9 protein-coding genes are annotated in these 14,086 nt (G+C 39.1%); 5 read left to right on the top strand and 4 right to left on the bottom strand.

Annotation, left to right across the window (positions count from 1 at the left end; translation table 11 throughout):
• Positions 1-7: 7 nt before the first annotated feature.
• Together ACH30E_RS06120 and ACH30E_RS06115 are read right to left on the bottom strand one after the other, a co-directional pair.
• The gene (locus ACH30E_RS06120) at positions 8-3,163 is read right to left on the bottom strand and encodes a SusC/RagA family TonB-linked outer membrane protein (protein ID WP_490824048.1); all 3,156 of its coding nucleotides are present in this window, start codon (positions 3,161-3,163) and stop codon (positions 8-10) included.
• Between the two features lie 310 nt (positions 3,164-3,473).
• Positions 3,474-4,220, bottom strand: coding sequence for a DeoR/GlpR family DNA-binding transcription regulator (locus ACH30E_RS06115; protein ID WP_294996743.1), 747 nt, complete (start codon positions 4,218-4,220; stop codon positions 3,474-3,476).
• A 149-nt stretch (positions 4,221-4,369) separates the two neighbouring features.
• Between ACH30E_RS06115 and dnaG the strand changes: the two genes are divergently transcribed.
• Positions 4,370-6,304, top strand: a complete 1,935-nt coding sequence (gene dnaG / locus ACH30E_RS06110; protein ID WP_490824047.1) for a DNA primase — start codon at positions 4,370-4,372, stop codon at positions 6,302-6,304.
• Positions 6,305-6,494: 190 nt separating this feature from the next.
• On the opposite strand, the gene ACH30E_RS06105 is transcribed toward dnaG, so the two are convergent.
• Positions 6,495-7,856, bottom strand: coding sequence for a sensor histidine kinase (locus tag ACH30E_RS06105; RefSeq protein ID WP_490824046.1), 1,362 nt, complete (start codon positions 7,854-7,856; stop codon positions 6,495-6,497).
• 10 nt (positions 7,857-7,866) lie between these two features.
• On the bottom strand, positions 7,867-9,231 hold the full coding sequence (locus ACH30E_RS06100) for a sigma-54-dependent transcriptional regulator (protein WP_294996737.1): 1,365 nt from the start codon (positions 9,229-9,231) through the stop codon (positions 7,867-7,869).
• 240 nt (positions 9,232-9,471) lie between these two features.
• On the opposite strand from ACH30E_RS06100, the gene ACH30E_RS06095 reads away from it, so the two are divergent.
• The 4 genes from ACH30E_RS06095 to ACH30E_RS06080 all read left to right on the top strand — a co-directional run bounded on the left by ACH30E_RS06095 (position 9,472) and on the right by ACH30E_RS06080 (position 14,072).
• Complete coding sequence (locus ACH30E_RS06095) at positions 9,472-9,624, top strand: hypothetical protein (RefSeq protein ID WP_294996735.1); 153 nt, start codon at positions 9,472-9,474, stop codon at positions 9,622-9,624.
• 16 nt (positions 9,625-9,640) lie between these two features.
• Positions 9,641-10,897, top strand: coding sequence for an efflux RND transporter periplasmic adaptor subunit (locus ACH30E_RS06090; RefSeq protein WP_294996733.1), 1,257 nt, complete (start codon positions 9,641-9,643; stop codon positions 10,895-10,897).
• A gap of 111 nt (positions 10,898-11,008) precedes the next feature.
• Positions 11,009-11,686, top strand: coding sequence for an ABC transporter ATP-binding protein (locus ACH30E_RS06085; protein ID WP_490824045.1), 678 nt, complete (start codon positions 11,009-11,011; stop codon positions 11,684-11,686).
• A gap of 25 nt (positions 11,687-11,711) precedes the next feature.
• Entirely contained in the window at positions 11,712-14,072 is a 2,361-nt protein-coding gene (locus tag ACH30E_RS06080) for an ABC transporter permease (RefSeq protein WP_490824044.1), read from the top strand.
• Positions 14,073-14,086 lie beyond the last annotated feature (14 nt).

Below are 14,086 nucleotides of genomic sequence, written 5' to 3'. Positions count from 1 at the left end.
ATCAGGTTTAGAATTGAACTTTTAAACCAACGTTAATACCACGTGGAGTAGCAACAGAACCGAAATCAATACCTTGTCCACCGAAACCACGTGCATTACCTGCATTGATACCATTTACATTCGGGTCAACACCTGAATAGTTGGTAATCATGAACAGGTCTGTACCAGTAATAAACACTGAAGCTTGTTTGAATACTTTCTGACGCTTCAGTATAGAAGCTGGTAATCTGTAAGCCAATGTAAGGTCTCTCATCCTGATCCAGTTAACATTCTCTATGAATTCTGCTTCAGGCAATGTAGATACAGATGCAGAAGAAGAATAGAAATCGTTTCTCAGGAATGGCGTTACAGCAATGGTGTTATAAGTTGGGTTAGCCGTATTTTCTAATCCATCAGCCAGCACACCTCTGATAACTCTTGGCGTTTCACGATCAAGTGTATTTACACTTGTACCCTGTGTACGCATCATCATTTCATTGGCATTGAATACATCACCTCCCTTACGGATATCGAGGTTGAAGCTTAACTGCCATGATTCACCAAATGATAACTGGTTAATCAAACCAATTTTGAAATCTGGGTTTCTGTCACCAATCGGATCAAAGTTAGCCTGGATCAAAGGCAAACCAGTAGTTGGAGAGATCAGGATATCACCTCTGCTATTTTTACGGTAAGTACTACCAGAAATATTTGCGAGTGATGTTCCTACAGATACCTGAGAACGTGCGTTACCATATAACCATGTATCAGAATCATAGTACGCTGGTAAGTCAGCAGGCATTTTTTCAACAATAACCCTGCTCTTATCAAAGTTCACTGTTACATCCCAGGTCAATTTGTTGGTACGAACTGGTGTTGCTTTCAACTGAACTTCCCAGCCTTTAGCAGACAATTCACCACCATTGATATATTTAAGTACGAATCCGGTACCATAACTCAAACGGTTTGATACGATTTGTTTGGTTACTTTATTATTGAAATAAGCAACGTCGACAGTGATTCTCTTATTAAGGAAATTTAATTCAGCACCTACTTCAAAGTTTTTAGACAGCTCAGGCTGCAGATCGAAGTTGTTACCAAATACACCCAGTGCATAACCACCACCGGTAGTTATCTGGCTACCGAAGCTATAGTCAATTACATAAGGTACATAAGGTGCTTTACCACTCGTTGCATAGGAAGCTCTCAACTTACCGTAGTCTAACCATTCCATTTTTTTGAACACTGGAAGATCAGAAAAGATAAAGCTTGAAGAGAGTGAACCATAGCTAAAGAATGGCTGCTTATCATTGAATTTAGAAGTCAGGGTAGAAACACCTTCTCTTGTTGCAGATGCAGTAACGAAGAAAATGTTTTTAAATCCAAATGTATAGTTGCTGAAGAACCTTACTTTACGAACCTGCTCACGGGTAAGTCTTGCATCCCTTGAAAGCGGATCGGTATTGTTGATAGAAACGAAATCAGGCTCATAGAAGCGTTCGCCTCTTTGTGCTGTGATAGAGCGTTTAGCATCTTCAATATATGCACCGAATGTTAAGCTATTAGAGAATTTCTTCGCAATAGTTTTGGTGAAAGTAGTTCTGAAAGTACCGTTGATATTTCTGAAGTTCTGCTGATAAGTACTCAAATAACCTCTGGTAATATAACCCCATCTTGAATAAGGGTGTGTTACGAACATACCATCCGTTGCATATTGATCCAGACCTACGATCCAGTTCATGTTCCACCATTTGGTAGCGTTATACGCAAGGTTGATATTACCGGTGATACGATCGTTCTTATCGTTCGATTTGTTTTTGTTAACATCCCAGAAAGGGTTATCCGCTTCGCCAGACAAATTACCATTCAGGTTATTTCTCAAAGGCTTTCTGGTTCCGTCTGCATTGATATAATTTCTGATATCGTCTTCAACGGGCCAGTTGATGATATTAGGATAATAAGAGTTCAGACCTTTTGGAGCTTTATCATTATTGGTAATGGTGTACATCCAGCTTGAACTCATCGTTACTTTTTTACCCAGTTTGGCAGAACCTGTAAGACGGAAGTTCATACGCTCATAACTGGTATTAGGCACGATACCTTCCTGCTTCAGGTAACCAGCAGAGAAACGGTAAGTTGCATCAGCGGTACCAGCTTCAACACTTACATTATGTTGTTGTGTTTTAGCTGTTCTGAAGAAATTACGGAGGTTATCATAAATTTTAGTTCCGTTGGCGTATTTAGGTCCAAACATGCGGAAACCATAAGTAGCGTAAGCATTTGGATCATATAAACCAGCAGCACCACGGCTATAGGTTGTTTGAATTTCAGGGAAGCGATATACTTTATCCCAACGGAAAGAGTTATCGTAGCTTACCCTTGTACGGCCGGCAGTTCCTTTACGTGTAGTAATGATGATCGCACCAGAAGTACCATCAGAACCATAAAGAGCTGTTGCTTCTGGTCCTTTCAGGATAGTGATGTTTTCAATATCTTCAGGGTTTAAGTCAGCGATACGGTTGGTATAGTCGCTGTTTCTGTTACCCATTGCAATACCACTTGGGTTAGATGCAGCAGGTAAAGCTTCCTGGTTAAGAGAGTTATTATCTAAAGGAACACCATCCACTACAAACAATGGTTGGTTATTACCTGCAATTGAGGCACCTCCACGAAGTACAACCTGTGCACTCGCACCAGGCAAACCTGATGTAGAAGTTACCGCTAAACCAGGTACACGACCTGCAAGTGAGTTGAGGAAGTTTTCTCTTCTGGTCTGGGCAACATCATCACCCTTAACAACAGGAGCCTGATAGGCAAGTTCCCTTTTGTTTCTTTGTTGACCATAAGCGGTTACCACAACATTACCCAGCTCTTTGTCGCTGGTTACCATTTTAACACTGATGGTTTTTTCATCAGCAACAGTCATGGTAATGGAGGCATAACCCACATAAGCGAAAGTGATACGTTGACCTTTTTCAGCCGTAATTGAATAATAACCGGCTGTGTTGGTCTGCGTTCTTTTGTTGGTGTTAGCGTTGGTTACAGTAACACCTACCAGTGGCGTTCCATCCTCATCTGCCAGTACCGTACCCGATACAGTAGACTGGGCCTGACTAAAGGCTGGCAGCGAGGAGATGAAAAACAGCATTAAAGCCATTCTCATAACAGTTAGACATTTTCTCATTTTGGTATGTTTTCGATTTTAGGTGTAAGGAGTTCTTCCTTAATCCATGACAGACAATCAAATCCCGCAAAACAATGCACCGAATTGGTTTTTTAATGCTGCAAAAAGCTGCAAAAATCAAGTCGATTTATCGAAAAGCGGAATAATAAAGCAATGTTAAAGTTTACGGTGCATATTAACGAATATATTTGAGGATAATTTTTTACACATTTTGCGGGTAATACGTGAATTTCCGCAAAAACCTGCATTTTTACCCATAAATAGCAGGTTTTCGTCGGTTTTTGTTCAAAATCTGTAAATCTTCGTAATTTTATAGAACGGTAATACCCTTCTGAATATAGGGTGCAAGCTTAGGATCCGTAGGTTCAAGCTCTGTTATAAGGATATCAATTTCCTCTGGTTTACATACCTGTAAACGTTGTGTAGTATTCAATTTCTCAGAAATAGCCAGCGACACGGTCTTTTGGGCACAATGCATCATCGCACGCTTCACTTCAATAATCTCCCATTCCAGATCCGTTATGCCATAATTTACGTCCATACTGTTTGTACCCAGGAAACAATAATCTGCCCGGATACCCGATAAACGCTGGATTACTTCCGCACCCACAGATATCTGTGCGGTCTTGGAAAGTTTATTACCCAGAAATATCACTTCACTATTCGGATGCTCCAATAATTCTAGTGCAATAGGTACACTTACGGTAATAAATGTGGCATTTAAATCAGGTGGCAGCGCTTTCACCAGTTCACGAATGGTTGTACCACCCGATAAAACCACGAACATCCCATCCTTTATCAGTTCTATCGCTTTATAGGCAATCCTTTTCTTCTCGGTTAAAGAATAGATACTGCTTGTTTCAAGGGTGAAGTGAAACGACTTGGAAAGGGCTCCCCCATGCACTTTAATAAGCTTCCCCTCTTCTGCCAGTTCCTGAAGATCACGACGTACCGTATCTTCCGAAACATCCAGTTGCACACTAAGGTCTGAAGACAAAACCTTATTGTGAATATTGATCTGCTGGATAATATAAGCCTGACGTTCTTTCTTTAGCATGGTTAAAAATAAGGAAATGATACAATTGCCCAATTTCCTAAGGGGCAAAATTGTATTTTCGCCTTCCGGCATTCGTTTCGTGAATGATCAATGGTGAATGGTTAATACCAATCTTACCATTGACAATTCACCATTGACCTTTCACTACCATGATTTCAGAAAACACTAAACAACAGATTCTCAACCGTATCGATATCATTGATATTGTAGGTGAATTCGTGAAACTGAAAAAAAGAGGTACAAATTATATTGGCAACTGCCCATTCCATAACGAGAAGACCCCCTCCTTTACCGTATCGCCTACCAAAGAAATCTACAAATGCTTTGGCTGTGGCAAAAGCGGTAATTCCATCACTTTCCTGATGGAACATGAGAAATACAGTTTCCCGGAAGCACTTCGCTGGCTCGCTGCCCGATATAATATTGAAATTGAAGAAACAGAAGTAAGTCCCGAACAAAAACAACAGCAACTCACTTCAGAGAGCCTATATGCCATCAATCATTTTGCGCAGAAATTCTTCTCTCAACAATTATTAGAAACCGAAGAGGGAAAAAATATTGCCCTCTCCTATTTAAAGGAGCGTGGATTCAGGGAAGAAATTATTCAAAAATTTCAGATCGGTTATAACCCGGAAGCACGTGACACACTTACCAAAGCCTTACTTGCTAACCAGTTTAACCGTGAAATATTACCCAAAACCGGTTTGGTTGCATTACGTAATAATGATGAACTGGTAGATAATTACCGTAACCGTATCATTTTTCCTATACACGGCAATACAGGTAAAATAATCGGATTTGGTGCCAGGGTTATTGGCAAAAGTGATCGCGGCCCCAAATACATCAATACTCCGGAGAATGAAATCTATGTAAAGAGCAGGATATTATACGGCTCCTACCAGGCAAGAATGGCCATCGATAAAGCCGATGAATGTTTACTGGTAGAAGGTTATACAGATGTAGTAAGCTTACACCAGGCTGGCATTGAAAATGTAGTAGCCAGTGGGGGTACTTCTTTAACAACAGATCAGATTCGTCTGATTAAAAAATATACCAACAACCTTACCATCATTTATGATGGCGACAGTGCAGGTGTGAAAGCAGCATTGCGTGGATTGGATATGGCCCTGGAAGAAGGACTTAATGTTAGGCTTGTTCTTATACCCGATAACGAAGACCCCGACAGCTATGTAAACAAAGTTGGTGTTACTGCTTTCAATGAGTTTGTAGCTAAATCAAAAAAAGATTTCATCCTCTTCCAACTGGAAGTGATGCTGAAAGAAGCAGGTAATGATGTCAGCAGAAAAAGTGCCGTTGTAAACCAGATAGCTGAAACCCTCAGTAAAATCAACAAAGCGGAAGACTTTACCCGCCAACAGGATTATATCAGGCAATGCGCAGGTTTATTAAGGATTGATGAAGCAGGCTTAACCAATCTTGTCAATAAATACAAGCGCGATAAAATTGCCAAAGAGGAGAAAAGGAATCCTTCCTTTGACGAAATAAATAACCAGTTACAAGACGGTGGTCAACCGGAAGATGTATTAGACGATACTAGTCGCCTATTTGCACAGGATGAAGCGCATGAAAGAAATATCCTCAGGGTATTACTTGAATATGGTCTTAAACCATGGGATGAGACCCGCAATATGGCCGATTATATTTTCGAAGAACTGGAACATTTTCACTTTGAAATACCGGCGTTGGAAAAACTATTTGAAGAGTATAAATCATGGTATGCCAAGGGACTTGAACCCACTACCAAATCCATGTTGTATCATAATGATGATGAGTTAAGAAACCTGATCGTCAGCATATCTGTATTTCCATTCGAATTAAGTCAGAATTGGGATGAAGTGCTGGAAGGTATGAACATTGTAAACAGAGATACCAGCAAACAGGATGTAATGATGAGCGTTAACTATTACAAGCTCCGCCGGATTAAAAAAATGATTGAAGAAAACCAACGCGATATCGAACACGCTTCCATCGACGATTTCAAACAACTACTCGAAGTACACAAATACCTCAAAGAAGCCGAACAGTCAATAACGAATCAATTGGGGACGGTGATAATTAAGTAGTGAGGCGTGAATTGTGAATGGTGAATTGTCAATGGAAAGTTTGGAATTTTGAATTTTGATTTTTGAATTTTGAATTTTAATACTGACTGGCAAATACCCCCTCCCATTCACCATTCACAATTCACGCCCCAATTCACCATTGACAATTCACAATTCACCCCCACTCACCATTCACAATTCACAATTCACTTTAAAACTGCAAAGCAAAAACAGTTCCCGTTCCTTCCACCGACTGCACCGTTATATTGCCCTTATGCAGCATCATTATTTGCTTGCAGAGGCTAAGTCCAATGCCGCTGCCATTTTTTTTGGTACTGAAAAACGGTATGAAAATATTGTTCATCACTTCTTCGCTCATGCCTATTCCATTATCCGCTACCTTAATCACTACTTTTTTATTTGGCAAAGAAGTCGCCGATAAAGTAATACGGGGATCCTGTGATTCTTTTACGGCATCCATTGCATTGATGATTAAATTAATCAACACCTGCTCAATGAGATTATGATCCAGCTCAAGAGAAAGATCTGTTTCCTTCAATACTATATCCATTTCAATCTTCTTCTGATCTAAGGTGGGCGACATCAAATGATACATATTCTCGAACAGATCGCGCACAAAAACCTGCTGCAGATTTGGCTGCGTAACTTTATTCAGGTTTCGGTAAACTTCTGCAAATTTCAATAGTCCTTCACTTCTTTTCTTAATAGTATCAATCCCGATCGTTAAGTCTTCCACCAAGCCATTGCCACTGGTAAGTTGCTTCGCAGAAGATTCGAGTCTGTGGTGTAATGTATCTGCCAATGATGAAATAGGCGCGACTGAATTCATTATTTCATGGGTCATAACACTCAATAATCTTTGCCATGCTTTAGATTCTGTTTCATCGAGTGCTTCATTAACATTTTGGAATGCAATTAATTTGAAAACCTTATCATCGGTTTGAAAAGCAGTTGCAGAGACTAATACACGTAAATTATTTTTTTCCTGGTGCACATTTACAACCACACTATTACCTGGTTTTACCTGTTTAAGTTGTTCATACAAAACTGCATCTCTTTTCTCCAATGAATGGATTGTTTTAAGGTAGGGTGTAAGCAACATCTTCTTTAAAGACTCATTCATCCAGACTACTTCTCCGGTTTCCAACTCATAAGATAGAATTCCAGTATCAACCAATTCTAATATTTTTTGCAGGTATTGAAACTGCGTTTCTTTTTCTCTGGTTATAAGTTTAAATGTTGAATTAATATCATTGAACCCTTTACGCAAAGGTTGTAATTCATGTGGCGCATTTTTTACGTTGAAATTCCGGGAGAAATCGCGATAGTGAATCGATTCAACAAAATCGCGTACTTCGGTTTCTGCTACTTTATGAAACCGATAAAAATCATACACCTGGTAACTGATCACTGGCAATAACAATATTGCATAGATAAAGAAGTGGTAGGCAAAAAGAAATGCCATTGCGGTAATTACCAACAACAATAAAATAACCCTTAATAATATGTCCCACTGAAACGATGCCCCTCTTTTATTGTTACTGTTATTCATGCCCATTTATTTAAAGTTCGTACTTGCTAAGCCTCCTGTATAATGCCGTTCTTGTTAATCCCAATTCTTTTGCGGCCCTGCTGATATTCCCATTATGCTTGTCAATGACTTTCATGATGGTATTTTTTTCCAGGGTGCTCAATTTCAGGTCATGGTCCTCTTCCTGTTCTGTTTCCGCATTTTCTAATGGAGAGAAGAGCAAATCTTTGGCTTCTATTAAATCTGTTTCTGCCATAATGATGGCTCTTTCAATCGTGTATTGCAACTCCCTTACATTACCGGGGAACGAGTATTGCTGCAGCTTTTCTATTGCTGATGCAGCAAACTTAATATTGGGCTTAAAATATTTGCCTGCATATATTTTGGCAAAATGATTGGCCAATAATGGTATATCATCTTTTCTTTTACGCAATGGTGGTACAACAATCTCAACTGTATTAATCCGATATATCAAGTCTTTCCTGAACCTGTTTTCATTGGCCAGTTCCTGTAATGGAAGGTTTGTTGCACAAATAAGTCGAATATCAACAGTTACTGCCTGATTGGCTCCCAATCGGGTAACCTGTCTGTTTTGTAATACGGTTAATAATTTGGCCTGTTGCTGAAGACTGATATTACCAATTTCATCAAGGAATAAAGTACCTCCATCGGCTGCTTCAAAACGACCGGCACGATCGTCTTTTGCATCTGTAAATGCACCTTTCTTGTGTCCGAATAATTCACTTTCAAATAAACTTTCCGTCAATGAACCAACATCAACTTTAATAAAGGGTTTGTTCGCCCTGAGCGATTGCTGGTGAATAGCAGCAGCGATCAAATCTTTCCCCGTTCCGTTTTCACCCAGTATCAGGATATTGGCATCTGTGGGGGCTATTTTGGCCAGTTTATAAAATATTTCCTTCATCACTTCACTTTCACCCAACATAGCACTACCTGAATTGCCGATGGAAATCCCCTTACTACCCTGATCATTCGAGCGACTCAAACCCGATCCTTTTAAAACGGTTTCAATGGTATCTATTAATTTTTCATTATGCCAGGGCTTTACAACAAAATCATTTGCACCTTCCTTTAATGACCGAACGGCTAGATCGATGTCGCCATAAGCCGTAATCATAATAACAGCTATATCAGGTTTTAATTCTTTTACCCGTTTCAGCCAATAAATTCCTTCATTACCTGTATTTATGGAGGCGTTGAAATTCATATCTAACAATACCAGATCAAAGTTTCCTGTAATAATCAGGTCGGGTAATTGCTCTGGATTTTTCTCTGTAACCACTTCTTTAACCTCCGGACGCAACAATAATCTTACAGCCGTTAAAACATCCGTATCATCATCCACAACTAATATGCGTGCTTTTTTCAAACTCATGCCGTTCATTTTATAGAAATGTTTTGTACTTCCATTTCATCCCATAAATATACCAGTTAGCTAAGAATCTGAAAACGAACATATTAGCAAAATGGCAGTTTCCGGAACTGTATCAAAACCGGACAGTTTTTGTATCAAAAGCGAACAGTTTTGTAAGAGGTTAAAATTATAACTAATTGATTATCATAACTAAAAAGCTTTGGCATTATCCTTTCAATATCCTCAGCGTAAAGAAATCGTATGAAAAAGTGGATTATCCATAAAGACTTTATCCCGGGCTTCCTGCTAATCGCATTTACCAGTTGCCTGGTAGCCTGTGTTATTGTTTTTTGTGATAATGGTCCGCAACAGGCAATTGAGATATCAACTACCCATTTTATTACCCTTATTTAAACGAAAAATTCAGCAAGTGGACAGAGTTATTCAAAAAAAGAAATGGAATTCCAAAAGAATCATGACCCTGGTGGGGATCATTGGAATCGTTCTGCTGATTGGTGCCAGCTATTATTATACGTCAGGTAAACCAAAACTGAATGTTGACCTTGAGCGATTAACCATCAGCGAGGTTAAAAAAGCGCCATTCAAAGAATTTATACCAGTCAATGGTGTGGTATTACCACTTACAACCATTTACCTCGATGCATTGGAAGGCGGACGTGTAGAAGAAAAATATGTAGAAGATGGCGCTATCATGAAAAAAGGACAGCCGATTATGCGACTATCCAACACCGATCTGGCACTTAACCTCGTTACACAAGAAACACAAGTATTTAACCTGCTTACCCAGATGCAAATTGCCAGAAATGCTGCGGAACAAAATACCGTTACCAGACTAAACCAGATGACTGATGTTGATAATCTGCTCAAAGAAGCCAAAAGGGTCTATGAATTAAACAAACACCTGTACGAACAAAAAGCTATTGGTGCGCAGGAATTCAAACAGTCGGAAAATAATTACAATTATCAGCTTGAGAAAAAGAAACTCGCACAAAAAATATTAGGACAAGATTCAGTTTCAACAAAACAAAGTCTTGAACAAGCCAAACAATTGTTTGAGGGATCCAGAAATGCATTACAACTAACCAGAAAAAAAGTAGGCGACCTGGTGGTGCGCGCCCCTATTGACGGACAGCTTACTTCACTTGATGCGGAAATCGGACAGAATAAGAACAAAGGCGAACGTCTTGGACAGATAGATGTACTAAATGGTTTTAAAGTACGTGTTGATATTGACGAACATTATATCTCCAGGGTATTCATCGGATTAAAAGGCGATTTCACATTTGCGAACAAACAATACCAGCTTAAGATCACCAAAGTTTATACGCAGGTTAATGCAGGAAGGTTTCAGGTAGATATGGAATTTGAAGGAGCGATACCACAAGGAATCAGACGCGGACAAACACTGCAGATTGGTCTTGCACTAAGTGATGAAACAGAAGCACTATTGATTCCACGCGGAGGATTCTATCAGCAAACAGGTGGCAACTGGATATTTAAGTTAAGCGCAGATGGCCAGAAAGCATATCGCGTTGACATACAACTGAATCGTCAGAACCCTGATTATTATGAAGTAGTACAGGGCTTGGTACCAGGAGAAAAAGTAATCACATCCAGTTATGAAAACTTTGGAAATATGCAGGAGTTGGTGCTGAAGAAGCAGTGAATTGTGAATGGTGAATAGTGAATGACTTATATATTGACAACGCACTATTCACCATTCACAATTGACAATTCACAACTGACAATTGACAAAAAAACTATCAAACAAAACAACATGATAAAAATCACCAATCTAGAAAAGGTTTACAGAACCGATGAAGTAGAAACCATTGCACTTAATAAACTTTCAATGGAAATTAAAGCAGGTGAATTTGTGGCAGTGATGGGTCCGTCGGGTTGCGGAAAATCTACTCTTTTAAATATCCTGGGATTACTGGATGATCCTGATGCAGGCAGTTTTATTTTCAATGGCCAGGAGATTGCGGGGTTCAATGAACGCCAGCGTGCCGATTTACGCAAGAGAAATATCGGATTTGTATTCCAGAGTTTTAACCTCATAGATGAATTAACCGTTTTTGAAAATGTAGAATTACCATTAATCTATACAGGTGTAAAAGCTGCGGACAGAAAGGCCAAAGTTGAAGAGGTGCTCGAAAAGGTGCAAATCATGCATAGGCGAAACCACTACCCACAACAACTATCCGGTGGTCAACAACAAAGGGTTGCCGTTGCAAGAGCGGTAGTGAATAACCCCAAATTAATATTGGCAGATGAACCTACCGGAAACCTCGATTCATCCAATGGTAATGAGGTAATGGAATTACTCACCAATTTGAATGAACAGGGTACAACAATCGTAATGGTAACACACTCTGAACATGACGCAAGGTATAGCCATAGAATCATTCGCATGCTTGATGGCCAAACAGTAACTGAAAACATACTGGTATAATAGAGCACTCTTTAAAACATAAGTAATGTTAACGAACTATATCAAGACTACTTTCAGGAATCTAAGTAAAAAGAAATCCTATGGATTTTTGAACATTGCAGGATTATCCATTGGTATTACCTGTGCTGCTTTTATTTTCCTGTGGGTACAAAGTGAATTAACATATAACCATAATTTCAAAAAAAGAGACAGGCTGTATCAGGTTATGAATAACCAGACCTATGATGGTACTACCTATACTTTCGCAGCTACCCCCGGCCCATTGTCCGCAGCACTGAAAAGTGAAATTCCTGGCTTCCTTAAAACAGCAAGGATGGACTGGGGATCTAACAGTTTATTTAATTACGGAGAAAAAGCACTTTATGTTAGGGGTAATTATGCAGATTCGGGAATTTTCGATTTACTCGAACTACCTGTTATAAAAGGTACTATCAAAGACGCTTTTAAAGATTTACAGTCATTGGTTATTTCAGCAACCATGGCCGAAAATTTCTTTGGTAAAGAAAACCCTATAGGCCAAAAGTTGGTTCTCAATAATGACCAATCCTTCGTAGTTCGTGCTGTATTTACAGACTTACCGGAGAATAGTAGTTTTCAGTTTAAGTGGCTTGCTCCATATACCATTTACGAAAAAAATAATGCCTGGCTTGAAAGCTGGGGCAATAATGGCACACAAACATTCGCCGAGCTGGATCCATCCGCAAATCCGGATGAAATCAATAAACGGCTAAAAGGTTTTATTCAAACAAAAATGGATGGCGCTATTTCGCAGCTTTTTGTTTTTAACATGAACAAATGGCGACTCCACAACAATTTTGTAAATGGTAAAATTGAAGGTGGCAGGATTAAATATATTCAACTATTTACTTTAATAGCCTGGATCATACTCATCATCGCCTGCATCAACTTCATGAACCTGGCAACTGCCCGTTCCGAACAAAGGGCAAAAGAAGTTGGTGTAAGAAAAGTATTGGGAGCGGGAAAGAAAATGCTTATTACGCAATTCATCAGCGAATCATTGCTACTATCATTTATATCTGTGATTATTTCTATCCTCCTGATATTCCTTTTGTTACCTTATTTTAATCAACTGGTTGAGAAGCAACTCGAATTCAATCTTAGCTCCCCATCTCATTTCCTCATTTTATTAGCCATCGGATTAATTTGTGGCTTATTGGCCGGAAGTTATCCTGCACTTTACCTCTCTTCGTTCAAACCAGTTAAAGTATTAAAAGGGGTAAGCATTGGAAAAAATAAGAGCAATAGCTATACCAGAAAGGGACTGGTTATTTTACAGTTTAGTATTTCGATCATTCTGATCATATCAACGATCATCATTTATCAACAAATTAACCATGTAAAATCAAGGGAGCTCGGATATAATAAGAACAATATTGTCTACCTGAACACTAAAGGGAAAATAAAGGAGCATTTTGAAGCAATTAAAACACAATTGATTAATACCGGCAAAATAAATAATGCCAGCCTGAGCAGCAGTCCGATTTTACAATTGGGCAGCAATTCGGGAGATTATTCGTGGCAGGGGAAAGACCCAAACAAAAAACTGCTCATTACACAGGAATATGTAAGTGCAGAATACATCAATACATTTAGAATGAAATTACTTCAGGGAAGAGATTTCAAGGCCAATAGTAATGCTGATAGTAACAATATTATTATTAATAAAAGCCTTGCCAGCATCATTTCCGATAAAGATGTAATTGGGAAAGTAATTAACACAAACGGTAATGACAAGTTCACCATTATAGGAGTAGTTGACGATTTTATCTATAACGACATGTATGGAAAATCGGCGCCATTGATTCTTTTTAACTATATACCAAATACAAATATTTTAAATATTCGTTTTACTGAAGGAGCAGATATTAATGCCGCTTTATCTGCAACAGAAACTGTATTAAAGGCCAATAACCCCGGCTACCCGTTTGAATACAAATTTGTAGATGATTCTTTCGACAAACAATTTAAAACGGAGACTTTAACCGGCAAACTTGCTTCTTTGTTCGCGATATTGGCTATCCTGATTTCCTGTCTGGGTTTATTTGGATTAGCTGCATATACTGCAGAAAGACGCACCAAAGAAATCGGTATCAGAAAAGTATTGGGCGCATCGGCAGGTGGATTAGCTACACTATTATCAAAAGACTTCCTGATGCTGGTAATGCTTTCCTGTATTATAGCTTTCCCATTTGCCTGGTGGATGATGAATAACTGGCTTACGGGATTCGCCTATCACATCAACATAGAATGGTGGGTGTTTGCTGTAGCAGGATTATTGTCCTTATCAATTGCCTTAATCACCGTAAGCACGCAGGCTATAAGAGCATCGCTTGCTAACCCGGTTAAAAGTTTACGTTCAGAATAATCACTTTAGCTAAC

Source organism: Sediminibacterium sp. FW305-C-61 (assembly GCF_058231065.1).
The sequence above is the reverse complement of the archived record's forward strand: the minus strand, read 5'-3'. Positions and strand labels throughout refer to the sequence as shown.

Excerpts from the sequence above, each read along its gene's own strand:
- ACH30E_RS06095 (WP_294996735.1), top strand. The coding sequence starts at position 9,472 with ATGAAAAAGTGGATTATCCATAAAGACTTTATCCCGGGCTTCCTGCTA.
- ACH30E_RS06120 (WP_490824048.1), bottom strand. The coding sequence starts at position 3,163 with ATGAGAAAATGTCTAACTGTTATGAGAATGGCTTTAATGCTGTTTTTC.
- ACH30E_RS06115 (WP_294996743.1), bottom strand. The coding sequence starts at position 4,220 with ATGCTAAAGAAAGAACGTCAGGCTTATATTATCCAGCAGATCAATATT.
- dnaG (WP_490824047.1), top strand. The coding sequence starts at position 4,370 with ATGATTTCAGAAAACACTAAACAACAGATTCTCAACCGTATCGATATC.
- ACH30E_RS06085 (WP_490824045.1), top strand. The coding sequence starts at position 11,009 with ATGATAAAAATCACCAATCTAGAAAAGGTTTACAGAACCGATGAAGTA.
- ACH30E_RS06080 (WP_490824044.1), top strand. The coding sequence starts at position 11,712 with ATGTTAACGAACTATATCAAGACTACTTTCAGGAATCTAAGTAAAAAG.
- ACH30E_RS06100 (WP_294996737.1), bottom strand. The coding sequence starts at position 9,231 with ATGAGTTTGAAAAAAGCACGCATATTAGTTGTGGATGATGATACGGAT.
- ACH30E_RS06105 (WP_490824046.1), bottom strand. The coding sequence starts at position 7,856 with ATGAATAACAGTAACAATAAAAGAGGGGCATCGTTTCAGTGGGACATA.